Annotated in this window: 25 protein-coding genes; all 25 read left to right on the top strand. The window is 41.6% G+C overall.

The window, feature by feature from the left end; genetic code table 11:
- Positions 1-54: 54 nt before the first annotated feature.
- The 25 genes from fliE (at position 55) to ACOB82_RS11195 (ending at position 25,421) form a co-directional block, all read left to right on the top strand.
- Entirely contained in the window at positions 55-378 is a 324-nt protein-coding gene (gene fliE, locus ACOB82_RS11315) for a flagellar hook-basal body complex protein FliE (protein ID WP_448213100.1), read from the top strand.
- 75 nt (positions 379-453) lie between these two features.
- Positions 454-2,151: a flagellar basal-body MS-ring/collar protein FliF gene (gene fliF, locus ACOB82_RS11310; RefSeq protein ID WP_448213170.1), complete on the top strand. Its 1,698-nt coding sequence runs from the start codon at positions 454-456 to the stop codon at positions 2,149-2,151.
- Entirely contained in the window at positions 2,144-3,190 is a 1,047-nt protein-coding gene (gene fliG / locus ACOB82_RS11305; protein ID WP_448213099.1) for a flagellar motor switch protein FliG, read from the top strand. Before fliF ends, fliG begins: the two co-directional genes overlap by 8 nt.
- A gap of 34 nt (positions 3,191-3,224) precedes the next feature.
- The gene (gene fliH, locus ACOB82_RS11300; protein ID WP_448213098.1) at positions 3,225-4,016 is read left to right on the top strand and encodes a flagellar assembly protein FliH; all 792 of its coding nucleotides are present in this window, start codon (positions 3,225-3,227) and stop codon (positions 4,014-4,016) included.
- 20 nt (positions 4,017-4,036) lie between these two features.
- On the top strand, positions 4,037-5,398 hold the full coding sequence (gene fliI, locus ACOB82_RS11295) for a flagellar protein export ATPase FliI (protein WP_448213097.1): 1,362 nt from the start codon (positions 4,037-4,039) through the stop codon (positions 5,396-5,398).
- 14 nt (positions 5,399-5,412) lie between these two features.
- Positions 5,413-5,853 carry a flagellar export protein FliJ gene (fliJ, locus tag ACOB82_RS11290; RefSeq protein ID WP_448213096.1) on the top strand — a complete coding sequence of 147 codons (441 nt, stop codon included), beginning with the start codon at positions 5,413-5,415 and terminating at the stop codon, positions 5,851-5,853.
- A gap of 283 nt (positions 5,854-6,136) precedes the next feature.
- Entirely contained in the window at positions 6,137-8,146 is a 2,010-nt protein-coding gene (locus tag ACOB82_RS11285) for a flagellar hook-length control protein FliK (RefSeq protein WP_448213095.1), read from the top strand.
- Between the two features lie 81 nt (positions 8,147-8,227).
- The gene (gene fliL / locus ACOB82_RS11280; RefSeq protein ID WP_448213094.1) at positions 8,228-8,788 is read left to right on the top strand and encodes a flagellar basal body-associated protein FliL; all 561 of its coding nucleotides are present in this window, start codon (positions 8,228-8,230) and stop codon (positions 8,786-8,788) included.
- Between the two features lie 86 nt (positions 8,789-8,874).
- Positions 8,875-9,942 (top strand): flagellar motor switch protein FliM, encoded by a 1,068-nt coding sequence (gene fliM, locus ACOB82_RS11275; RefSeq protein ID WP_448213093.1) that lies wholly within the window; start codon positions 8,875-8,877, stop codon positions 9,940-9,942.
- A 12-nt stretch (positions 9,943-9,954) separates the two neighbouring features.
- Positions 9,955-10,368: a flagellar motor switch protein FliN gene (gene fliN, locus ACOB82_RS11270; protein ID WP_448213092.1), complete on the top strand. Its 414-nt coding sequence runs from the start codon at positions 9,955-9,957 to the stop codon at positions 10,366-10,368.
- A complete protein-coding gene (gene fliO / locus ACOB82_RS11265) occupies positions 10,368-10,793 on the top strand; it encodes a flagellar biosynthetic protein FliO (protein ID WP_448213091.1) in 426 nt (141 codons plus the stop codon). The genes fliN and fliO overlap by 1 nt, the downstream gene beginning before the upstream one ends.
- A complete protein-coding gene (fliP, locus tag ACOB82_RS11260) occupies positions 10,790-11,548 on the top strand; it encodes a flagellar type III secretion system pore protein FliP (protein WP_448213090.1) in 759 nt (252 codons plus the stop codon). The genes fliO and fliP overlap by 4 nt, the downstream gene beginning before the upstream one ends.
- 3 nt (positions 11,549-11,551) lie before the next feature.
- Positions 11,552-11,821, top strand: coding sequence for a flagellar biosynthesis protein FliQ (gene fliQ / locus ACOB82_RS11255; protein WP_448213089.1), 270 nt, complete (start codon positions 11,552-11,554; stop codon positions 11,819-11,821).
- Positions 11,821-12,600 (top strand): flagellar biosynthetic protein FliR, encoded by a 780-nt coding sequence (fliR, locus tag ACOB82_RS11250; protein ID WP_448213088.1) that lies wholly within the window; start codon positions 11,821-11,823, stop codon positions 12,598-12,600. Before fliQ ends, fliR begins: the two co-directional genes overlap by 1 nt.
- 3 nt (positions 12,601-12,603) lie before the next feature.
- A complete protein-coding gene (gene flhB / locus ACOB82_RS11245) occupies positions 12,604-13,734 on the top strand; it encodes a flagellar biosynthesis protein FlhB (protein WP_448213087.1) in 1,131 nt (376 codons plus the stop codon).
- A gap of 108 nt (positions 13,735-13,842) precedes the next feature.
- Positions 13,843-15,945: a flagellar biosynthesis protein FlhA gene (gene flhA / locus ACOB82_RS11240; RefSeq protein WP_448213086.1), complete on the top strand. Its 2,103-nt coding sequence runs from the start codon at positions 13,843-13,845 to the stop codon at positions 15,943-15,945.
- Positions 15,946-16,035: 90 nt separating this feature from the next.
- Positions 16,036-17,631, top strand: coding sequence for a flagellar biosynthesis protein FlhF (gene flhF, locus ACOB82_RS11235; RefSeq protein ID WP_448213085.1), 1,596 nt, complete (start codon positions 16,036-16,038; stop codon positions 17,629-17,631).
- A gap of 16 nt (positions 17,632-17,647) precedes the next feature.
- A complete protein-coding gene (locus ACOB82_RS11230; RefSeq protein ID WP_448213084.1) occupies positions 17,648-18,490 on the top strand; it encodes a MinD/ParA family protein in 843 nt (280 codons plus the stop codon).
- Positions 18,491-18,507: 17 nt separating this feature from the next.
- Positions 18,508-19,227 carry an RNA polymerase sigma factor FliA gene (locus tag ACOB82_RS11225; protein WP_448213083.1) on the top strand — a complete coding sequence of 240 codons (720 nt, stop codon included), beginning with the start codon at positions 18,508-18,510 and terminating at the stop codon, positions 19,225-19,227.
- A gap of 46 nt (positions 19,228-19,273) precedes the next feature.
- Positions 19,274-19,657: a chemotaxis response regulator CheY gene (cheY, locus tag ACOB82_RS11220; RefSeq protein WP_115999548.1), complete on the top strand. Its 384-nt coding sequence runs from the start codon at positions 19,274-19,276 to the stop codon at positions 19,655-19,657.
- 24 nt (positions 19,658-19,681) lie between these two features.
- Entirely contained in the window at positions 19,682-20,425 is a 744-nt protein-coding gene (locus ACOB82_RS11215) for a protein phosphatase CheZ (protein ID WP_448213082.1), read from the top strand.
- Between the two features lie 14 nt (positions 20,426-20,439).
- Positions 20,440-22,551, top strand: a complete 2,112-nt coding sequence (locus tag ACOB82_RS11210; RefSeq protein ID WP_448213081.1) for a chemotaxis protein CheA — start codon at positions 20,440-20,442, stop codon at positions 22,549-22,551.
- 26 nt (positions 22,552-22,577) lie between these two features.
- On the top strand, positions 22,578-23,717 hold the full coding sequence (locus tag ACOB82_RS11205; protein WP_448213080.1) for a protein-glutamate methylesterase/protein-glutamine glutaminase: 1,140 nt from the start codon (positions 22,578-22,580) through the stop codon (positions 23,715-23,717).
- Positions 23,710-24,456, top strand: a complete 747-nt coding sequence (locus tag ACOB82_RS11200) for a flagellar motor protein (RefSeq protein WP_448213079.1) — start codon at positions 23,710-23,712, stop codon at positions 24,454-24,456. The genes ACOB82_RS11205 and ACOB82_RS11200 overlap by 8 nt, the downstream gene beginning before the upstream one ends.
- Entirely contained in the window at positions 24,453-25,421 is a 969-nt protein-coding gene (locus tag ACOB82_RS11195) for a flagellar motor protein MotB (protein WP_448213078.1), read from the top strand. The genes ACOB82_RS11200 and ACOB82_RS11195 overlap by 4 nt, the downstream gene beginning before the upstream one ends.
- Positions 25,422-25,425 lie beyond the last annotated feature (4 nt).

Raw genomic sequence — 25,425 nt, 5'->3', positions numbered from 1 at the left:
TTTAACTAGGTTATATAAGCTGAACAACAGTTTTTTGACAGAGGTATAGGCGTCATGGAAATACAAACAAATTCACTTCTTGCCCAAATGCAGGCTATGTCAGCCGAAGCAACGGGAAATCGTTCTTTACCGATGCAGCCAGTAAACTCATCTTCTGAAGATTTTGGCGCCTTGTTCAAAAATGCCATTAATACCGTCAATGAGTTACAACAAGATGCAGGTGCTAAACGCACTGCCTTTGAATTAGGTGATGATCGCGTAACACTTGCTGAAACTATGATAGCAGCACAAAAGTCGAGTATTGCTTTTGAAGCGACTGTGCAGGTGCGCAACAAATTTGTTGAAGCCTATAAAGAAATTATGAGCATGCCGGTGTAGCGTTGCCTTACATCAACAGTGATAAGTGCAACAGGTTAGTGGAGAAGTAACGTGGCAGATAACAGTTCAACAGCAATGATGGCAAGCGATAATACCGATTTAATTGCTAGCGATAATGATAACGACAATGTTGAAGAGCAAAAATCAGGTTTTGCGGCAACATTAGGTAATGTTGATGTATTGCGTCAATTAACCTTAATTATGGCGTTAGCCATTTGTTTGGCCATTGCGGTATTCGTGATTATTTGGGCAAATCAGCCTGAATTTAGAATGCTAGCTAAATTAGATACCCAGCAGTTAATTAAAACTATGGACTTTCTAGATGCCAACCAAGTTGAATATCTTCAAGAAAACAATACCTTATCTGTTCGCACCGATGAATATCAAGATGTTAAATTACTGCTAGCTCGCGAAGGTTTAACTGAAGCGCCTGAAGAGGGCGCCAATATTATCATGCAAGATATGGGCTTTGGCGTTAGCCAACGTCTTGAAAGTGAGCGCTTAAAGCATAGTCGTGAAAAGCAACTAGCCTTTACCATAGAGCAGCTTCAGTCTGTGCAACGTGCCAAAGTATTATTAGCCATTCCTCGAGATAACGTTTTTGCCCGTAAACAGAAAACGCCATCAGCAACGGTTGTATTAACCTTAGCTCGTGGTCGTTTACTTTCAGAAGAAGAAGTTGATTCTGTTGTCGACATCGTCGCCTCAGCTGTACAAGGCATGACGCCAAACCGCGTCACGGTAACTGACCAAAACGGCCGTTTACTCAATTCAGGTAGTCAAGATTCTGTCTCGTCTCGTTCTCGTAAAGAATTTGAAATTGAGCAAAAGCGCGAACAAGAGTACATGGAGAAAATTGACTCAATTTTAATTCCGGTGGTGGGTTTAGGTAATTACACCGCGCAAGTTGATGTCACCATGGACTTTACCAACACTGAAGAAACTGCGCGTCGTTACAACCCTGATTTACCAGCACTGCGCAGTGAAATGAAAGTCGAGAATAACTCTATTGGCGGCACATTAGGTGGCATTCCAGGTGCGTTAAGTAATCAACCGCCATTGGCCGCAGATATCCCAGAAAACGCTGTCGGCTCAGCTAACTCGCAAAAAGTGTTTCCGTCGCAAAAACATTCAGAATCAACTAAAAATTATGAACTGGATGAGTCAATCAGCTATACCAAGCAGCAAACAGGTGTTATTCGTAAAATTAGTGTCTCTGTAGCGCTTGATTATCTAACCTCAGCTAATGCGGAAGGTGAAACCACACAAAATCCGCGTTCAGTTGCAGAATTAGCTAATATTCGTCGCTTATTACAAGGTAGTATCGGCTTTGATTTGCAACGTGGTGATACTTTGGAAGTGGTGACTTTACCATTTTCTCGCGTAGATTTAGGGGAAGATGCTGAAGTCCCTATGTACGAACAACCTTGGTTTATGCAAAGCCTTAAATTAGTGATGGGGGCGTTGGTTATCATCGTCTTAATCTTGGCGGTTGTTCGTCCAATGCTTAAACGCTTAATTTACCCAGATCAAACACCGTCAGACTATGGTGACAAATCACTTGATGGTCATATTGATCTAGGTGACGAAACCTTGGATATGTTAACATCAGATTTTGATGCGGGGAATGTCGGTTTTGCGCCAGACGGCAGCCTACAGTTACCTGACTTACATCGTGATGAAGATATTCTTAAAGCGGTTCGTGCCTTAGTTGCTAATGAACCTGAGCTATCGTCTCAAGTAGTCAAGAGTTGGTTGAACGAAGATGAGTGATGACAATACAAATTTAGCCGTGCCAAGTGGCTTTGATGTTGAAAAGCTTGATGGCGCAGAAAAAGCTTCAATTTTACTACTGAGCTTATCTGAAGAAGATGCGGCACAAATACTAAAACACTTAGAGCCTAAGCAAGTTCAACAAGTGGGTATGATCATGGCAGGTATGCAAGATTTTACTCAAGAGAAGATCACAGCAGTTCATAAACTGTTTATTAATGAAATTCAAAACTTCTCAACCATAGGTTTCCAAAGTGAAGAGTTTGTTAGACGTGCGCTAACCGCCGCGCTTGGTGAAGATAAAGCCGGCAACCTGATTGATCAAATCGTTATGGGTGGCGGCGCGAAAGGTCTTGATTCATTGAAGTGGATGGACTCAAAGCAAGTAGCCAATATTATTCGCAACGAGCATCCGCAGATTCAAACCATTGTTATGTCTTATTTAGAGCCAGAGCAATCGGCTGAAATCTTAAGTCAGTTTTCAGAGAAAGTGCGCTTAGATCTAATGATGCGTATTGCTAACCTTGAAGAAGTGCAGCCAGCGGCATTACAGGAGCTAAATGAAATTATGGAAAAACAATTTGCCGGTCAAGCAGGTGCACAAGCAGCGAAAATGGGTGGTCTTAAAGCTGCTGCCGATATTATGAACTACCTAGATACTAATATTGAAGGTATGTTGATGGACTCAATTCGTGAACACGATGAAGAAATGAGTCAACAAATTCAAGATCTAATGTTTGTCTTTGAAAACTTAGCCGATGTTGATGATCGTGGTATTCAGGCAATATTAAAAGAAGTTCAGCAAGATGCACTAATGAAAGCAATCAAAGGTGCCGATGAGAACTTGAAAGAAAAAATTCTTAGCAATATGTCAAAACGTGCTGCTGAAATGCTGGTTGATGACCTTGAAGCCATGGGACCAGTTCGCATTAGTGAAGTGGAAGCGGCACAAAAAGAAATTCTGTCTGTTGCACGTCGATTATCTGACGCTGGTGAAATTATGCTTGGCGGCGGTGGCGGCGGTGAAGAGTTCCTATAGTACTTTTCTCCATTAATTGAAGTAGATAAACCTTATGACACATTATTCGACCAGCGAACCTCGCGTTATTAAACAGCCAGAGCAAGACTCTGATGTCTGGTCATTACCTAATGTTGAACAAGAACAAACTCAAGAACAACAAGCGTATACCAACGCTTTAGGCAAGCCAAGAAATTGGCGTTATGAGCCCCCAGAAGAACCAGAGGCCGAGCCACAGCCGTTAACCGCTGAGGAAATTGAAGCCATTCGTCAGGCTGCGTATGAAGAAGGCTTTAGTGAAGGTAAAGAAGAAGGCTTTGCCAAAGGTTATGAAGAAGGCAAGGCTGAAGGCTTTGAGGTGGGTGAAAAAAGCGGAAGTGAACAAGGTCATGCGCAAGGGCTTGCTGAAGGCAAGGAAACTATTGAGACTTTAAGTAATCAGTGGCAGCAACTGATAGACCAGTTACATCAGCCCTTGACCGTGATAGAAAAAAATATCGAGCAACAGTTATTAACCTTGGTCGCTCAGCTAACCGAAGCCGTGGTTTTACAGGAAGCTAAAACTAATCCTGATATTTTATTATCAGCAATTAGTGCCGGAATTAAGGCACTTCCTAGCCAAGATGCGCAAACCCAAATTTTTATGCACCCAGAAGATATCAAACTGGTTGAAAGCCAATTTGGTGAGCAACATATTGCCGAGCAAGGCTGGCGGTTATTACCGGCACCACAATTTGCTCAAGGCAGCTGCCAAATAGAAAATAGCACGTCAAATATTGATTTAACGATTAAATCTCGCCTAAAACATGTATTGGAATCATTTTTGCAAGACGCATTACATCAGTAGTCAGTTGTCAAAATTCCAACATGATAGAAAGTGCTCATTTAGCAGAGCGATTGCAACAATGTCAGCAATTTATTACCCCTTTTAAAGAAGCGGTGGCTGGCCGATTAGTGCGTGTTGTTGGCCTAACGTTGGAAGCGGTTGGCGTTAAAGCACATGTTGGCAGTCAATGTGTTGTTGAAACCGCACACGGTGAACTCATTGCCGAAGTAGTTGGCTTTAGTGATGACAAAACTTATTTAATGCCTGAGCAAAGTTTAAGTGGAGTTCTCCCTGGAGCTCGGGTGTTGCCACTTGCTACCAAAGCAAAACTTCCTTTATCAATGGACTTATTAGGCCGCGTTGTTGATGGCGTAGGTAATCCTCTTGATGGTAAAGGCAAAGTTAAGCGTGACGAAAGCTATCGTTACGATGCTACGCCTCTTAATCCGCTAGCAAGGCGCGCAATTTCAGAACCACTTGATGTCGGTGTACGGGCAATTAATGGTTTTATTACCGTTGGTCAGGGTCAGCGTATGGGACTTTTTGCTGGCTCCGGTGTCGGTAAATCGGTGTTAATGGGGATGATGACCCGAGGTACAACCGCCGATGTTATTGTTGTTGGCTTAGTGGGCGAACGTGGTCGAGAAGTTAAAGAATTTATTGAAGAAATTCTTGGCGAAGAAGGGCGAGCACGTTCAGTTGTGGTTGCTGCTCCTGCCGATTGTTCGCCGTTAATGCGCCTCAAAGGCTGTGAAACCGCCGTGCAAATTTCTGAATACTTCCGTGACCAAGGGCTTAATGTTTTATTGCTACTTGATTCACTTACACGCTATGCCCAAGCACAACGTGAAATTGCTTTAGCCGTTGGCGAGCCACCCGCAACTAAAGGCTACCCGCCTTCAGTTTTCTCTAAACTACCACAGCTAGTGGAACGTGCAGGTAATGGCGGGGATGGTCAAGGCTCAATAACAGCATTTTATACTGTGTTAACTGAAGGGGATGACTTACAAGATCCTATCGCAGATGCGGCCAGAGCAATATTAGATGGCCATATCGTACTGTCTAGGGAACTTGCCGATAGCGGTCATTACCCAGCAATTGATGTTGAAGCTTCTATTTCACGGGTCATGCCTATGGTTACCAGTGATGAGCACCAACAATTGGCTCGTTCATTAAAGCAAGTGTATTCATTGTACCAACAAAACAAAGACTTAATTGCCATTGGTGCCTACACCAAAGGCAGCGATCCAAGGATTGACCAAGCAATTAATGTGTTGCCAGTTATTCAGTTTTATCTGCAGCAGCAAATGAAGGAAGTGATCCCATATGATCAAAGCTTAACGCAGCTTAATGAGATTATTGCGGCATCACAAGCTCAGCAACCCAACCAAGGGCAGCGATAAGGATATAGAAAGCAATGGCTAATAATCAATTAGATACCTTATATCGATTTGAAAAAGATAAAGAAGTAAAAGCTGCTCAGCAGTTACAGGCAGCGGAGCTTGAATATCAGCAAAATTTAGAGCGTTTAAAAGGGGTTGGTGAATATCGGTTGGAATATATGCGCCGTTTAAGTGAGCGTTCGAAAACTGGGGTGGATAGTGCAACTTTTAATCATTTTCACGCCTTTGTTAATAAACTCGATCAAGCTGGCGAGCAGGTTAAAGTTGCTATTAACCAATCTAAAGCATTAATGGAACAATGCAAGCGTCTGTGGCTTAAGCAGCGCCAAAAAGTGCAGGCAGTAGAGCACCTACGTGAAATTCAAATGAAAAAAGAAGCGCAAAAAGAGCTTAGAAAAGAGCAAAATATGTTTGATGAAATTGCTACTCAGCAATTTATCCGTCGAGGGCAATAGCTACAAAAAAGTGATAGCTATTTTGCTTCAAACACCTAGTTTTTAAGATAGTGGCTTAGTAATTGCTTGTAATGATGACAGAAGGTATTGGAACAAAAAAAGTAAATTTGGGAGTCGCTTGAAGCACCCGGTTTTACTCTATTGATGAAAAATAACGGCTAAGTAATAGATCATTTGTTGCCGCTTATTCTCATTAATAGAAACAAAAGTTTCCGCTTAGCTCGATGCCTATTGGGGCTGTTTAGCGGATAACGCTTAGCTTGAAAAAAATGTTGGGATCATTATGCCGCAAGTAAAAATATTATCGATTGATTTAATGCAAGCAACAGACAACAGTGCTGATGTTTCTGGCCGCAACCTAAATGCAAATAGCAAACAATCTAAAGATAATAGTCAATTCTCACGACTGGTAGATGAGCAACTTAATGAGCGAGATGCCAGCTACCGTAAATATGACAACAGTGCAAATAACAGCGCAAATTCTTCTAATAATGCCAGTGATAACCGCTCTTCTAGGGCTGGTAATAGCAGGCAAGATAATGCAGACAATAAAAACGATAGCTCGGTAACAGGATCTGGCAAAACTTCAGATGATAATATCGAACAGGGTGCTCTTGCCGCCAAGGAAAGGGCCTCTGATGAAGGTGTCGCTGCTGAAGCTAATGGCTCGCAACAAGAACAAAATAATCAAGCAAGCGCTAGCTCAGACAGTGAAATATCAGATGAGCATCAATTACCGAATGAACGTGCTGTTATTGATGAAGCTGTAACTGAAGGTGCCAACCAAGACTCTAGTGAGTTTATGGCGTTATTAATGAAGTCAGAAACCATGTTAAAAAAAATGGCAGATGGTGAATTTAAGCAACAGATGGAAAACTCATTTGATCAAAATTCTTTAACGCAAGTAATAAAAGCCCAACTAGCTGGGGAGAATTTGGATTCAACTGATGAACAGTTAGTTGATGGAGAAGCATCAACTCAAACCCAAGTTGCAGCGGCTAATGAAAAACAAATTGTAGCTAAAGCGGAAGGTGAGTCGCTAACTGAAGAAGAGCAAATGTTGGCAGCATTATCGGTGAAAGCAACTGGTGATGGCACTGCAGCTGGCGAAGACGCGGGGTTAACTGAGCAAGCCTTAGTAAATAGTAAACTTTCTTCGACAGTAGAGAAGGGGGTGCCGGCACAAGCGCACGACAGTAATCAGGACAGCAAAGCAGAGCAGCAAGTATTAGCTGATGGTGTTAATGAGGAAATAACTATCGCTAATCAACAAAGTGATAAAGTCACCGGTGAAGCTTTGTTAAAGCAACAAGCTAGCGATCTAGGGCAAGTATCAGAAAAAGTAACATTGGCTTCACAAGCCAGTGAACAAGCACTAAGTGCGAACTCAAGTCTTAATAATTCTCAAGCAAATAGCGAAGCTAACCCGCTTGTAGATGACGATAAATTGACAACGCTGCCTAAGTCAGCAGAACAAACAGCGTCAATTAGGCTCGCAGATGTTCTACCTCATCAGGTCAAATCAGACTCAGCTAAACCAGAAGAGCATAAAGTTAATACTGCAACGGCGACGCTAATGGCGGAGCATGTAAGTACTGACGAACAAGCTAGTGAGCAAGATGTCAGTGACGAGCAAAATCATGCCAAGCAAAATGCACAACAGACATCTACTCCATTAACCGGATCAGCAGAATCGGTGATAAATACTGGCGCTAGAACAACGTTTGCCGACTCCTTAGCCGCGGCAGGTGTTCAGTCGGCTACTGACGAAGCCGTCGCTTTAGATCAAAAAGCGATACAACAACATTTAGACTCAGTTGCCGGTAAAGTGACACAAAGTAATGTCGAAATGAAAAAGGCGCAGCAAATTCAACTTGAAACCATCAATATTTATCGTCGAGACTTTGCTAATGCAGTGAAAGATAAAGTGATGGTGATGGTGAACCAAAAACTGCAACAAGTTGATATACAGCTTGACCCGCCTGAATTAGGCAATGTTCATGTCCGCCTAAACTTACAGGGCGAACAAGCAGCCGTTAGCTTTACTGTTCAAAACCAACAAGCTAAAGAAGCGTTAGAGCAGCAAATGGGAAAACTTCGAGATATGCTGCAAGAAAGTGGTGTTGATGTTGGTGATGCTAACGTTGCACAACAGCAACAAAATCAACAAAGCGAAGGTTTTGGACAAGGACACCAACAAGGTGGTCAGCAATTAACAGACGGCAATGTTGCCCCAGAAACTATTGCTCAACTGGTTAAACCTTCAGCAACTGGCGTTGATTTCTATGCATAAATAGTTAAAAGCGTTGGCGTTCACCAATAACGACGATATAGTTTAGCTATAGAAGGTAATGCGAGTTTAATAGGAAGAAAAATGGCTGATGAAAAAGATCTAGAACTTGATAAGAGCGGTGGCAAGAAAAAAATGATGATGATCATTGTTGCCGTTGTTGTATTAGCGGCAGCTGGTGGTGGCGCATTCTTTTTCTTAGGCGGTGATAGCGGTCCAAGTGACGCAGAAATGGCAGCGGCATTAGACAGTGGCTCAGGCTCTGTCAGCAGTGGTAGTGCCGATGATGAATCAGCTGACGGTGAAGCATCGGCAGCTAAAAAAGGTACAGCATTGTATGTTCCAATGCCTCGCCCATTTAGGTTCAATGTGCCAGGTGCTGCTAGAGATCGATTTGTTGAAATTCGAGTGCAGTTATTAGTACGAGGTGCTGACAACGAAGAAGAAGCGAAAAAGCATGTGCCGTTAATTGAAAGTACGTTACTTAGCGTGTTTTCAATTTCTAATGCCGATGACTTGGCAACGAGTGCGGGTAAAACTTCGTTAAAGCAAAAAGCCTTAGCGGAAGTGCAAAGAGTATTAACAGATATAACTGGTGACAAAGTGGTAGAAAAAGTATTGTTTACCGGCTTTGTTATGCAATAACTGGGATTAAACTGCCCAGTTATTATATGCAGGTAATCTGACTAACTAAATCGAAACTAAAGTTAACATAAACAAGAGTAATTCAAGTGAGCGACTTATTATCACAAGACGAAATTGACGCGCTACTTCACGGTGTTGATGACGTTGAAGAAGAAGAAATTGTCGAAGAGTCTGAGCCTCGGGAAGGCACCTCTGACTATGATTTTTCTTCACAAGATCGTATTGTTCGTGGTCGCATGCCAACGCTTGAAATGGTTAACGAGCGTTTCGCGCGTCATATGCGTATTAGCTTGTTTAATATGATGCGCCGTACCGCTGAAGTATCGATTAACGGCATTCAAATGATCAAGTTTGGCGAGTACGTACATACCTTGTTCGTACCGACAAGCTTGAACATGGTGAGGTTTAGACCGCTCAAAGGTACTGCGCTGATCACCATGGAAGCGCGTTTGGTTTTTATTCTGGTTGATAACTTTTTTGGTGGCGATGGTCGTTATCACGCCAAAATTGAGGGCCGAGAATTTACGCCAACCGAACGTCGCATCATTCAAATGCTACTTAAACTAATTTTCGAAGATTATAAAGAAGCTTGGTCGCCGGTTATGGACGTTTCTTTTGAATATCTTGATTCTGAAGTTAACCCTTCAATGGCTAATATTGTCAGCCCAACCGAAGTGGTGGTGATTAGCTCATTCCATATTGAACTAGATGGTGGTGGTGGTGATTTTCATGTCGCATTACCTTACTCAATGCTTGAGCCAATTCGAGAGTTACTCGATGCTGGTGTGCAAAGTGATAAAGAAGATACCGATATGCGCTGGTCAAAAGCGCTTCGTGATGAAATTTTAGATGTGCCTGTAGAGCTTTCAACAAAATTTGTTGAGTTCCAGTTATCACTGGCCAAAGTGATGGAACTTGAAGCTGGCGATATTATTCCGGTTGATATTCCTGAACATGTGACTGTGCTTATTGAGGAGTTACCAACATTTAGAGCCAAACTTGGTCGCAGTCGTGAAAATGTTGCATTGCAAATTCAAGAAAAAATTAAGCGTCCTGAGTCAGTTAAGTCTGAGCTAACCATTTTAACTAAAGGCGGTAAGCGTTTAGACAGTGACGCTGAGTTACATTTATTAGAAGATGATTTAGAGTATTAATTAGGGGCTGTTATGAGTACCGAAGATGATGATTTAAGTATGTGGGATGAAGCCTTGAATGAACAGGCTGAAGCCCGCGAGGCCAATGAGTCGGGTGACTTACAAGCGGAAAAAGTAGAACTTGAAGAACTAAAAGAAACTGATGCCCCGATCTCAAGTGAAGAACAACGTAAACTTGATGCGATTTTAGATATTCCGGTGACCATTTCTATGGAAGTGGGTCGCTCTAATATTAGTATTCGTAATTTACTGCAATTAAATCAGGGCTCTGTAGTAGAGCTTGATCGTGTAGCTGGTGAAGCTTTAGATGTTTTGGTTAACGGTACGTTAATTGCTCACGGTGAGGTAGTTGTGGTTAACGATAAGTTTGGTATTCGTTTAACTGATGTTATTAGCCAGGTTGAACGCATTAAAAAGCTGAAATAATGAAACTCTTTCAGCCTTTAACCTTTCTTGCTTTAAATTTGAGCTATTGTCCGTTTTTATTAGCAGAGCAAGTGGCAGCCAAAACCCCAGAAGTTGGCAAGCATGTAGCGAGTAATAATCTCGACTTAGCGAGTTTGCTATTGTCGTTAATTGTTGTACTTGGCTTAATTATTGTAGCTGCAGCATTACTGAAAAAATTCCAAATTGGCACCCGTACTAGCAAGGAGTTAAATGTAATCACCTCGTTGCATTTAGGCCCGAAAGAACGGCTTGTTGTTGTTGAAGTGAATAAAAAGCAATTACTACTTGGCGTTACCGCGCACAATATCTCGATATTACAAGAACTAGAAACCCCGCTAAAACCAGCACAAGTTATTCCATCTGAATTAAGTAGCGGATTTATCAATTTGTTGAAAAAACAATGAAAATAATAACCCTGATTTTTACGTTATTACTTGGTGTGCTATTTACTAGCACGGCTTTTGGCGCTGATGACTTAAGCATGTCAGCGCTAAAATTAACCACCAACCCTGATGGCTCGCAAGAATATTCGGTAACGCTACAAATATTGATCTTTATGACCGCGCTGAGCTTTATTCCAGCGGCGGTCATTATGATGACCTCATTTACCCGAATAGTGGTAGTTATGGCGATTTTGCGTCAGGCCTTTGGTTTACAACAAACACCTTCCAATCAGGTAATTATTGGCTTAACCCTGTTTATGACCATTTTTATTATGACGCCGGTATATAATCAAATTGATAAGGTCGCGATTCAACCCTATATTGCTGAGCAAATGACATCGGGCCAAGCAATCAATGAAGCAAAGGTACCGTTAAGGGCGTTTATGCTTGAACAAACGCGGGTGAAAGACTTAGAAACTTTGGCTGAAATGGCAGGTATCGAAAGCGTTGACCAGCCAACCGATTTACCGATGACGGTAATAATTCCTGCATTTGTTATAAGTGAGTTAAAAACCGCCTTTCAAATTGGTTTTATGCTGTTTATTCCGTTTCTTATTATTGACTTAGTGGTTGCCAGTGTATTGATGGCAATGGGGATGATGATGCTGTCTCCTATGATAGTATCGCTACCGTTTAAGTTAATGTTATTTGTCTTAGTAGATGGCTGGAATCTAGTTATTGGCACCATTGCCGCCAGTTATGGATTAGGAACTTAAATCATGTCTCCTGAAGTCTTTGTCGATATTTTAAGAGATGCACTTTTTCTAGTGATTTTGCTAGTGTGTGCAATTGTTGTCCCCAGTTTATTAGTGGGCTTATTGGTGGCAATTTTTCAGGCAGCGACTTCAATTAACGAACAAACGTTAAGTTTTTTACCAAGGCTTATTGTCACTTTACTGGCTTTGATATTAGGGGGACATTGGTTAGTACAAAAGTTAATGGATTATACAATAAGGCTAGTAAGTAGTATTCCAAGCGTGGTGAGTTGATGGAGTTCACTGAGGCAGTTGTTAACCAGTATCTGGCTGATTTTATTTTGCCATTTAGCCGCATTGCCGCATTAATCATGGCGATGATTGGTTTGGGCTCGCAGACTATCTCAAACCGTATCAAGTTATTCCTATGTGTTACGTTAACAATTGCTATTATGCCGGCGATTCCCCCAACTAAAGTTGATAATTTATTTACACTAGCTACGGCAATATTGGTGGTGCAGCAAATATTAGTGGGTATCGCCATCGGCTTTATCACTGTGCTGGTGATTAATACGTTTACCCTAGCTGGGCAAATAATTGCGATGCAAACCGGTTTGGGCTTTGCATCATTAGTTGACCCTGCCAGTGGTATGAATGTACCTGCCGTTGGTCAGTTTTTCTTAATTTTATCTACGTTACTGTTTTGGGGGCTAGACGGTCACCTAACCTTTATTCAATTTGTGGTGATGAGCTTTGATACCATTCCTATCCCTGGTGGTAGTATCGATGCGGTTAAATATAAAGAAATTGTTGAATGGGGCGGTTGGATGTTTGCAACGGCATTGTCGTTAGCATTGGCGCCAATTACAGCAATGCTTCTGGTGAATTTTTCATTTGGCATTATGACCCGTGCCGCACCTCAGTTGAATATTTTTGCTATCGGCTTCCCGATTACGATGACTGCAGGTTTAATTATTATGTGGTTAACTTTTGGTAATTTTTACCTGCACTTTGAGCAGCAGTGGCAGCGGGCCATTGATTTTACCTGTGATTTAATTGTTTGCAGAGGATAGCACATGGCTGATTCTGACTCAGGCGAACGCACCGAAGAACCCACGGCCAAAAAACTCTCAGATGCCAGAAACAAAGGGCAAATTGCTCGTTCTAAAGAGTTAGGAACACTGTTTGTTTTAGTGGGCAGCGCTTGTGCTATGTTATTAGTGGGCAGCTCACTTGTAGACGCACTATCAACAGTGATGAAGCGCATGTTTAGTTTATCCCGCGAAGAAGTCATGGATACGGCCACTCAATTTAAAATTGTCGGTGAAGTGGTCAGTTCATTAGCCGTGCCAATGGCTTGGATATTTGCCATCATTATATTAGCCGCTTTTGTCGGGAATATATTGCTTGGTGGCTACAACTTTTCATGGAGTGCCATGGCGCCGAAAGCAAGCAAATTATCACCTATTGCCGGATTTAAACGGATGCTGGGCGCTCAGGCGGCAATTGAATTTATTAAATCTATTTTAAAGTTTTTAGTGGTATTTACTGTTGCCATCATATTGCTAACAGGGTTGTTTGAAGAAATTATCGGTTTAAGTTTAGAGGCGATACCTAATAACTTTGGTCATGCCGTTAGCATGTTATTGTGGATGTTTTTAGCGCTAGCATTGTCATTGATTATTATTGCTGTGGTAGATGCCCCTTATCAGGTTTGGAATCATACCAAGCAATTAAAGATGACCAAGCAAGAAGTCAAAGATGAAATGAAAAATGCTGAAGGTAGCCCTGAAATTAAAGGGCGAATTCGGCGAGCACAATATGAAATGTCGCAGCGTCGAATGATGCAAAATGTGCCTGATGCAGATGTAGTGATCACTAACCCGACGCATTTTTCAGTGGCTTTAAAGTATGATGCCGAGGTTGGTGGTGCGCCTAAAGTGATTGCCAAAGGTGCCGATGAAATGGCACTCCATATTCGTACCATAGCGAAAGAGCATGGCGTTGAGATTTTGCAATCACCAGCTTTAGCCAGATCATTATTTTATACCGCCGAAGTGGATGAAGATATTCCTGAGGCGCTATTTGCGGCGGTTGCACAAGTGCTGGCGTTTATTTTTCAGCTTAATATGCACCGCAAAGGTAAAGGGCGCCGGCCTGTACCACTATCAAAAAACCTGCCTATTCCTGACGACTTCCGTTACTAATTGACTTAAAATTATTCAATTAACTTTAAAGCAGGCATTGTTGGTCTGCTTATTGCTCAATAGCTGATAACGTCAAAATTTTATCTTTATTATCGAGTCGTTTCGAGCATGCAGTTATTAGCGAATTTTTCCCAATTTGATAAAAATAAATTCAAAAATGTTTCTGGTTTAGGCACGCCGTTTATTGTTGTTGCCGTATTGGGCATGATCATTCTGCCTATGCCGGCATTTTTATTGGATGTGTTGTTCTCATTCAATATTGCACTGTCGCTTTTGGTCTTGTTAATTACTGTCTATACCCTAAAACCGCTAGAGTTTGGCGCATTTCCATCCGTATTGCTGATTGCTACGATCTTACGTTTGTCATTAAACGTTGCCAGTACCCGAGTGGTTTTATTAGAAGGCCATGAAGGGCCTGATGCCGCCGGTGCGGTTATTGAAGCCTTCGGTTCGGTTGTCATCGGTGGTAACTACGCCGTTGGTTTAGTGGTGTTTCTAATACTAATTATTATTAACTTTGTGGTGGTGACCAAAGGTGCTGGCCGTATTTCTGAAGTAACCGCGCGCTTTACCTTAGATGCAATGCCGGGTAAGCAAATGGCAATTGATGCCGATTTAAATGCCGGTTTTATCACTCAAGATCAGGCGCGTGAGCGTCGTATCGAAATTACCAGTGAAGCTGATTTTTATGGTTCGATGGATGGTGCCAGTAAATTTGTTAAAGGTGACGCGATTGCCGGTATTTTAATTTTATTTATTAATATTGTCGGTGGTTTAGTCATTGGGATGGTGCAGCACGACCTAGATTTTAACTCGGCAGTTGAAATTTATACCTTGTTAACCATAGGTGATGGCTTAGTTGCTCAAATCCCGGGCTTATTGCTTTCTGTAGCGACTGCTATTGTGGTAACTCGTCAAAATACATCTCAAGACATGGGCGAGCAAGTAAGTGCGCAACTTGGTCAGTCTCGCTCTTTATATATTGCCGCAGCCGTGATGTTCGTTATGGGTATTGTCCCAGGTATGCCACATTTGGCGTTCTTGTTTTTTGCATTTGCTATCGGTGCGGTGGCGTTTTTCGGTGATAAATTAAAAGCGAAAAAAGCTGAAGAAACTGAGCGTGAAGCGCAGGAGCAACATGTACAAACTCAACAAAAAGAAGAGGAAATAAAAGATTTAAGTTGGGATGATGTCAATCATGTTGACGTTATTGGTTTAGAAATAGGTTATCGCTTAATTCCACTGGTTGATAAAGCTCAAGGTGGTGAACTGCTTAATCGAATCAAAGGTGTGCGTAAAAAATTATCGCAGGAGTTTGGCTTTTTAGTTCCAGCAGTACATATTCGCGATAACTTAGACCTAGAGCCAAATACTTACCAAATTTCATTAATGGGAGTGGCTATTGGAGAAGCCGAAATTCGCCACGACCATGAACTGGCAATTAATCCAGGTCAAGTTTTTGGCGCGCTTGATGGTATTCCTACTAAAGATCCGGCATTTGGCTTAGATGCTGTCTGGATCAAACAGAACCAGCGGGAGCAAGCGCAGTCACTCGGTTATACCGTAGTAGATGCTGCAACGGTATTAGCGACTCACTTAAGTCAGATATTAACTAATAATGCCGCTCAGTTAATCGGTCATGAAGAAGTACAAAACCTATTAGATAGACTGGCGAAGAATTATCCGAAATTGGTTGAAGGTTTAATTCCTGATACCTTGTCGTTGGGTACTGTTGTGAAAGTATTACAAAACTTAATGAATGAAGGTGTCGCAGTTCGTGATATGCGCAGCATTGTTCAAACGTTAGTTGAGTACGGGCCAAAGAGCCAGGATGCTGAAGTATTAACTGCCGCAGTCAGAATAACCTTACGTAAATTTATCATTCAAGACCTCGTTGGCGCCGCTAGCGAAGTGCCCGTCATAACTTTGGCTCCTGAGTTGGAACAGATGTTGCATCAGTCTATGCAAATGGCAGGTGACGACGGCGCAGGCATTGAACCAGGTTTAGCAGAGCGCTTACAAAAATCGCTAAACGATGGGGCGCAACAGCAAGAATTAGCCGGCGATACACCAATTTTACTGACATCAGGCATTTTAAGAACAGTATTAGCTAAATTTGTTAAATACACGATTCCGGGGTTAAGAGTTATCTCTTATCAAGAAATCCCAGATGATAAACAAATTAGAATTGTTAGTGCGATAGGCCAATAGGCGAATACTTTGAGCTAAAAATGTCAGTTAGTAGGATTTAAACTAGTTTCCTTCAGGCGGGTCCTGAGTAGCTGAATTAAGGGGTTATCAGTGAAAATTAAACGTTATGTTGCAAGAGATATGAAAACAGCACTAGCTCAAATTAAAGAAGAGTTAGGTGTAGATGCAGTAATCATGTCTAATAAGAAAATCCCGGAAGGTGTTGAAATTATGGCGGCGCAAGACAATAGTGCCAGTTCAGCTCCTGTGTCAGCGCCTCAAGTTAAGTCAAATAATGATTTGGCCGATGATGTTGTACAACTGTCGCAACCACCCGCTTCTTCAATTTCATCCCAAGTTGCAAACGCAAGGACAAACGATAGTGTGCAAGGTAGCGTTAATGAAGAAGCTAATGAACAGCATACCTCGCCAGCAGACAGTCTATCAGCGCTATTAGCAAGAAATGTTCAACAGCAAAATGGTGCAACAACTAATACTAATGGTACTCAGTCAGCTGCTAACCAGGCAGCTAACAATAGCAACGCTATGGATTTAGAACAGCAGTTAAAACAATTCACGGATCGGCTTGTACAGCAAAATCAAGGACAGCAAAACCAAGGTCAGCAAGAGCAATATACTCAACATAGTGAGCAAGTAGCTAATAATGGTGATGAATTTGCCAGCCCAAGTTTCGCCAACCAAACCTCTGCCCATCAGACATTTGCTGGTAATACCACAAAAGCAAATATTTCTGGCAATAGTAGTGTCGTCAGCATGGATGATTTTAATCAAATGAAAGCGGAAATGGCCTCTATTCGCCAATTGCTAGAACATCAGGTATCTGGTTTGATGTGGCAAGATATGGCGCAAAAAGACCCAAGCCGCGCAATGCTAATTGATAAGCTAGTTGCGATGGGAATTAATGAGCAGTTAGCCGATCAAGTAGCGGGTTTTGTCCCCAATCATTTATCCGATGAGCAAAGCTGGAACAGTGCGTTGCAGTTGTTAACTAGTCAAATTAACACGACCAATAATGATATTATTCACCGTGGTGGTGTTGTGTCGCTTGTCGGCCCTACTGGAGTAGGGAAAACGACAACATTGGCCAAGCTTGCTGCACGCTTTGCCCAAATTCATGGGGCAGATGAGTTGTTGTTAATATCAACTGATACTTACCGCATCGGTGGGTTTGAGCAACTCGAGACCTACGGCAAAATTATTGGTTGCTCGGTCAAGCTAGCGAAAGATGCCCAAGTATTAGAAGCACTGCTACAACAATACAGCAACAAAAAATTAGTATTAATTGATACCGCAGGCATGGGACAACGAGATATGCGCCTTGCTGAAAACTTATCGGCATTAGTGTCAAATTCTCGCCTACGCATTCGCAATTATTTAGTATTAGCCGCTAATACTCAACAAGCTGTAATGCAAGAAAATGTCGAGCGCTTTAAGAAAGTGCCATTGTGTGGATGTATCTTTACTAAGCTGGATGAAGGGCTAAGTATGGGCGAAATTATCTCTACTTCAATTCAAAATGCATTGCCAATTGGTTATCTAACAGACGGTCAACGCGTACCGGAAGATATTAAAGTTGCAAATGCTGAAAAATTGGTTAGTCTTGCAGAGAAAATAGCAAACAAATCAGCAATGAAATTCAATTTTGTTGCTAATAAACAACCAATAGCATCGGCTGCTTTTGGTTAACCATGAGAAGTTGTAGATGATAGACCAAGCGAGCGGCTTAAGAAAAATGCAAGATTTAAAACAAGTCAAAGTAATCGCAGTTTCTGGCGGCAAAGGTGGGGTAGGTAAAACGAACGTTTCGTTAAATACCGCTATAGCGCTAGCTAAACAAGGAAAGAAAGTACTGGTTTTAGATGCCGACTTAGGTCTTGCTAATGTCGACGTAATGCTGGGCTTACGTGTTCAAAAGAATATTTCTCATGTGCTCAGTGGCGATTGCGAATTAGATGACATTATTATTGAAGGACCATGTGGGATTAAAATTATTCCTGCTACTTCTGGTACTCAATCTATGGTTGATTTAACGCCATCAGAGCATGCCGGCTTGATTCGCGCTTTTAGTGATATGCAAACCGACTTTGATGTGTTGATTGTTGATACTGCCGCCGGCATTTCTGACATGGTATTAAGCTTTTCTCGTGCAGCGCAAAACGTTATGTTAGTGGTGTGTGATGAACCTACTTCTATTACCGATTGTTACGCATTGATGAAATTGTTAAGCCGTGACCATGGCGTATTTAAATTTAAAGTAGTTGCCAATATGGTGCGTAGCATCAAAGAAGGACAGCAATTATTTGCTAAACTAACCAAAGTAACCGATCGTTTTCTAGATGTGGCAATTGAGCTAGTGGCTATTGTGCCGTTTGATGAAAACATTCGAAAATCAGTTCGTAAACAACAGGCCATTGTAGAAGCGTTCCCTGAATCTCCAGCGGCTAAAGCGTTCACTGAGTTAGCAACCAAAGTTAACCAGTGGCCAATACCTAATGTGCCATCAGGCCATTTAGAATTTTTTATCGAGCAACTTCTAGATAAATAACTGGGTACGGAGCTTAAGTGGTTAAAGCCAATGCTTATACTAGCTATCAAGATAAGTCGACGTTAATACAAGAATATACGGTTCTTGTTAAGCGTATCGCTTACCATCTTTTGTCACGATTACCGGCAAGTGTCATTGTTGATGACCTGATTCAGTCGGGCATGATAGGATTGCTAGAAGCTGCTAGCAATTTTGATAACGCTAAAGGCGCCAGTTTTGAAACCTTTGCAGGCATTCGTATTCGCGGTGCTATGCTGGATGAAATTCGAAAAGGTGACTGGACCCCACGCTCGGTTCATAAAAATAGTCGAATGATCAGTGATGCAATCAAGGCATTAGAAGCTAAATATGGCAGAGATGTTACCGATGCAGAAGTAGCTGAAAAACTTGATATTTCATTAAATGAATACCATCATATCCTAAACGATGTCAGTTCGGGTAAAATCATCGGTATCGAAGACTTAGGCGTTAGTGATGATGTCATCACATATGAAGACGGCTATGAAAGCGATGACCCGTATCATACAATTGAACAAGTTACATTTAAAAAAAGACTGTCAGAGTGTATTTCGACTTTACCTGAGCGAGAAGCTTTAGTACTGTCACTCTATTATGACGAAGAGCTTAATTTGAAAGAAATTGGTGAAGTTTTAGACGTTAGTGAGTCTAGAGTCAGTCAAATACACAGTCAAGCTATGCATCGTTTAAAAGCTCGTATGCAATCTTGGCAAAGTTAAGTAAAATAGTTTGTAAACTTATTAAGATAATTCACCGGAGGGTGCCTTGGATAAAAATATGAAAGTGCTAGTTGTTGATGACTTTTCAACAATGAGACGAATTGTTAAAAACTTATTACGCGATTTAGGCTTTACTAATATTCAAGAAGCTGATGACGGTAGTACAGCCTTACCTATGCTTCAAGGTGGTGACTTTGACTTTGTGGTGACTGACTGGAACATGCCAGGCATGCAAGGTATCGATTTATTAAAAGCCATTCGCGCAGATGAAAAGTTAGCACATATTCCGGTATTGTTAATTACAGCAGAAGCGAAGAAAGAACAAATCGTTATGGCTGCGCAAGCAGGGGTAAATGGTTACATCGTTAAGCCTTTCACTGCTGCAACGTTGAAAGAAAAGCTAGATAAAATTTTTGAACGATTAGGGTAAGCACTCTGCTCGCGAGGGAATGGTATGACTAAAGTATCTGGCGGAAATATCACGTTAGAGCAAGCCAAGCAATTGGTTGAGTTTCTGGAAAATGAACAGCAAAGTGAAGCTGATAAGCTGCTTTCAGAAATTCAAAGCCCTATAAATTCAGAACTATTTGCAGAAATAGGGAAGCTTACACGTCAATTACATGATTCTATGATGAATTTTCAATTGGATTCTAGAATTAATGATTTGGCAAACGCTGATATTCCTGACGCAAAAGAACGTCTAACTTATGTAATTACTCGCACCGAAGATGCGGCTAATAAAACAATGGACGCGGTAGAGTCAATATTTCCGGTTGTCGATACTATCCAGCAACAAGTTAAGGCGGTAGACCCGCTTTGGAATAAGTTAATGCACAATGACCTTAAGCTTGGTGAGTTTAAGGAATTATGCATTGATATTGATAAATTACTGAAAACTACTTCAACAGAAACTGAGCATATGCATGCGTTAATGACGGATGTATTAATGGCGCAAGATTTCCAAGATTTAACTGGGCAGGTTATTCGCAAAGTTATTGATCTTGTTATCGAAGTTGAAGATAGCTTAATTAATATGCTGACAGCGTTTGGCTTGTCGGAAAATGAACAAAAACAAAAAGCAACCCTGAAAACTGGTGAAAATCTAGTAGAAGGGCCAATTGTCAATACTGAAGAACGCGATGATGTGGTTGCCAACCAAGATGATGTTGATGACTTATTGTCGAGTTTAGGGTTTTAGCAGGAGTTTGGTGCATGTCCTTTGAAGCGGATGAAGAAATTCTACAGGATTTTTTGATTGAGGCGGGTGAAATCTTAGAAGCCTTGTCTGAACAATTAGTCGAGTTAGAGAACGATCCTGATAATGCCGATTTATTAAATGCAATCTTTAGAGGTTTCCATACCGTCAAAGGCGGCGCTGGCTTTTTGTCATTAACCGAATTGGTTGACTGTTGTCATGGTGCTGAGAATGTTTTTGATATTTTAAGAAATGGCCAGCGTTCGGTAACACCAGAGTTAATGGATGTTATCTTACAAGCACTTGATGAAATCAATGTCATGTTTGCAGCGGTACAAAACCGTGAACAAGCAGACCCTGCACCACCAGAGTTGCTGGCTGAGTTACACAGGTTAAGTGTACCTGAAGGCGCTGAGAGTGCTAGTGCATCAACTCCGGAGCCCGAGCCAGAACCCGAACCAGAAGTTATCAGTGAGTCGAGTGATGGTGACTCAGAAGAGATGACAGAAGATGAATTTGAAGCGCTGCTAGACGAGCTCCATGGCGCCAATAAGGGCCCTAGTGAAGTAAACACAGGCAGTGAAGCATCAAATAGTGATGAAATTACCGATGATGAATTTGAGTCACTTTTAGATGAACTGCATGGCCAAGGGGCTTTCTCATCAACTACAGCCAATAGTGCCAGCTCAACCGCTTCTGATGAAATTGATGATAATGAATTTGAAGCGCTTCTAGATGAATTGCATGGTAAAGGAAAAGCGCCGTCAAAAAGTACAACGCCAACACCTGCAGCAAATAAACCGATGTCACCGGAACCTGTCGCTAAACCAGAAGCTAAACCAACACCTTCATCACAGCCAGCTGCAAAACCCGCAGCTGCGGCACCAGCAAAAGCGCCAGCTAAAGATAAAAAGCCGGCTGCTCAGTCTGCTCCTCAAGCTGAAACTACGGTTCGTGTTGATACTAAACGCCTAGATCAAATTATGAACATGGTTGGTGAACTCGTACTTGTACGTAACCGATTAACCAGCCTTGGTCTAACAAAAGAAGATGAAGAACTAAGTAAAGCCATTACTAACCTAGATGCGGTAACTACCGACCTTCAAGGGGCAGTCATGAAAACTCGCATGCAACCAATCAAGAAAGTGTTTGGTCGTTTCCCTCGAGTAGTTCGCGACTTAGCAAGAAGCTTGAACAAAGAAATTAAGTTAATACTAGAAGGTGAAGAAACCGATCTCGATAAAAACTTAGTAGAAGCATTGGCCGATCCACTGGTTCACTTGGTTAGAAACTCGGTGGATCACGGTATTGAAGAACCAGATGTTCGCCAAGCAAATGGTAAGCCCAGAGAAGGTACTGTGGTGCTATCAGCATCACAAGAAGGTGATCATATCCTGTTAACCATTCGTGATGATGGTGCCGGTATGAATGCTGAAAAATTAAAGAGTATTGCAATAGACCGCGGTGTTTTAGATGCCGAAGCTGCAGCAAGAATGCCTGAAAAAGAAGCATTTAACTTAATATTTGCGCCAGGTTTTTCAACCAAAACTGAAATTTCAGAAGTTTCCGGTCGTGGTGTCGGGATGGACGTTGTTAAAACGAAAATTACCCAACTAAATGGTACGGTTAATATCGACTCTGAATTAGGTGTTGGAACGGTGCTTGAAATTAAGGTGCCATTAACGCTAGCAATCTTACCGACCTTAATGGTGGTAGTTGGCGAACAAATATTTGCCTTGCCATTAGCTGGCGTTAACGAAATATTCCATTTAGACCTTACCAACACAAATGTTGTTGATGGTCAGCTAACAATAATTGTTCGTGAAAAAGCCATTCCACTATTCTATCTGGATCAATGGCTACTCAAAGGTGGTGGTCAAGCGCCACGCGATAAAGGTCATGTCGTGATAGTACAGCTTGGTAGCCAACAAGTGGGCTTTGTTGTAGATAGCTTGATTGGACAAGAAGAAGTCGTTATTAAGCCACTTGATCGACTATTACATGGTACGCCAGGCATGGCTGGGGCAACGATTACCAGTGATGGCGGTATAGCGCTTATCCTAGATGTACCAAGTATGTTGAAGTTTTACGCCAAAAAATCTGACGTATATAGAAAATTACGTAAGTAACTTTACGCCAACTTAAGAGACAGTAAATGGCTTATAAAGTATTGGTCGTCGATGACTCTAGCTTTTTTAGACGCAGAGTCAGTGACATCTTAAACCAAGACTCAAACATTGAAGTAATTGATGTCGCGGTAAACGGCAAGGAAGCAGTTGAGAAAGCAGCTGAGTTACGTCCTGATGTCATTACTATGGATATTGAAATGCCAGTGCTCAATGGCATTGAAGCGGTTAAAGCGATTATGGAAAATACGCCAACCGCAATTTTAATGTTTTCCTCCCTAACCCATGAAGGTGCTAAAGCAACTTTTGAAGCACTCGATGCTGGGGCACTAGACTTTTTACCGAAAAAGTTTAATGAAATAGCAAAAAACAGTGAAGATGCGGGGAGCTTACTAAGAAATCGCGTACTTGAGCTTGCAAGAAAAAGTAGCTCAGTTCGTCGAGGTTTTATTAAAAAAAGACCAAGCACGCCAAAAGCTACCAGTATACCGGCAGCACCCTTATTTAAGCGAACTGAATTGGCAAAGCCACAGGTTTCGACTTCATCTGCAAGTCTAGGGGCTAGTAAACTTAGAAAAAGTTCGGGCAAAAAATATAAACTGTTAGCAATAGGTACTTCGACAGGAGGCCCGGTTGCATTACAAAAAATATTAACCCAGCTACCCAAAAATTTTCCCTTACCTATCGTTATGATTCAGCATATGCCCGCAGCATTTACTGCAGCATTTGCCAGTAGGTTAGATTCGCTGTGTCAAATTTCTGTCAAGGAAGCAAAAGATGGTGATCGTTTACAGTCAGGTGTGGCTTATTTAGCACCGGGCGGTATGCAGATGATGATTGATGGTACAGAAAATGCTTCAAAACTTAGGGTTAGAGAAGACGACTCAGCAAGAGTTGCTTATAAACCAAGTGTAGATATAAGTTTTGGCTCAGCAGCTAAAGTATTTTCCGGTGATGTTTTGGGGATTATATTGACAGGTATGGGGGCCGATGGAAGGGAAGGTTCTCGTATGTTAAAAAATAAAGGTGCTACTATTTGGGCACAAGATGAGGCAAGTTGTGTTGTTTATGGTATGCCTCAAGCCGTTGCTGTTGCCGGTATTTCAGAATTATCGTTGCCACTTGATGAAGTTGCAGCGACCATCATAAAGGAAATTGGCAATGGATAAGCTCAGTTTAGCTGGACTTATTCTTGCATTTTTCGCGATTTATTTAGGTTTTAGTATTGAAGGTGGTGCCATCGCCGCCTTATTCGAACTTCCAGCATTTATCATAGTTTTTGGTGGCACCGTAGGTGCGGTTATGTTGCAGTCATCTACTGCACAGTTTACTCATGCCATGTCTTTATTAAAGTGGGTGTTCCAACCGCCACAATTTGATTTAGTTAAAGGTATTGATGATATCGTTGAATGGGCGAATAAGTCGCGAGAGTCAGGTTATTTAGTCTTAGAAAACATTGCTATTGATGTTGAAGATAAGTTTACCAATAAAGCGTTAAATTATTTAGCTGATGGTATTGAAACAGAACAATTAATTTCGTCACTTGAACTTGATATCGAACTTTATCGCGAACACGGTTTGCGTTCGGCAAAAATATTTGAATCTATGGGCGGCTATAGCCCAACCATTGGTATATTAGGCGCGGTACTTGGCCTTATTCAGGCGCTTGGTAATTTAACTGATCCTGACTTATTAGGGCAAGGTATTGCTACGGCATTTGTCGCGACAATCTATGGTGTTGGTTTTGCAAACTTAATTTACATTCCTGTTGCTAATAAGTTGCGTGGTATTATCCATCAACAAACCATGTATCGTGAAATGATGGCGCAAGGGCTTATTGCTATATCACAAGGTGAAAACCCTCACGCGATTGAAAATAGACTTTCTGCATTCAGGCTAGAACAATGAGCCGTGTAAGAATTAAACGCCATAGTGTCGAACATGACGATGTTCATCGTTGGCTAGTTTCTTACGCTGATTATATGACGCTACTATTTGCCTTATTTGTAGTGCTTTATGCAATGGCTATGGTGAATGAAAAGCCGTTTGAAACGGTTACAGAATCAATAGGTCGTGTGTTTCAAGCTGATAAAGAAAAGCCTAAAAACCGTGGTCACGGTGAAGATATTTTGCCGGTTAACTCAAGCAAAACTAATAAGCGCTTATATGGCGATGGTATTTTAGATGATGCAGGACATGAGTTAACTGATGGAGAACCTGTACTGTCAAATGTGGCTGACAACGAAGTTGGTACTAATTTATCTTCGCTAGAGCAAGAGTTGCACACTGCGCTGTATGACTTGGTTGAGTCTGGTTATGCTCAATTACAAATTGATGGCGAGTGGTTAGAAATAGAACTTAATAGTGGTTTACTATTCCCCAGCGGTTCATCATCTCCAACATCATCTGCTCAGGCTATTTTATCGGTGATCAAAGATGTGTTAGCAGATGTCACTAACTACTTACGAGTTAGAGGCTATACTGATAATCAACCAATTAATAACGAAATATTTTCTTCCAACTGGGAGTTGTCTGTGTTTAGGGCAACTGCAATTTTGCGGTTGTTAGAAGAGCTCGGAATTAATCCAGCACGAATGGCAATAGAAGGCTATGGACAATATTATCCGAGTGCCGATAACTCAACTGAAGATGGTCGTGCACAAAATCGTAAAGTGGTTATTGCCATTTCTAAGTATGGTTTAGACAAAGCGCAATTAATCGATGCGGCAACTATTAGTGTTAAAGATGTAGAAACTATTAACGAAGTAGTTGATTCTGATAAAGAAGATAATAAAATTAAGATAATTAGGCTTGATAATGGTGGCATTAGAATTACCACCAGAGATGAAGACGATAATAACAAATCAAATTAATTAG

The sequence above is a fragment of the Colwellia sp. MEBiC06753 genome (assembly GCF_053470325.1).
This window is presented reverse-complemented; position numbering and strand designations above follow the sequence as displayed.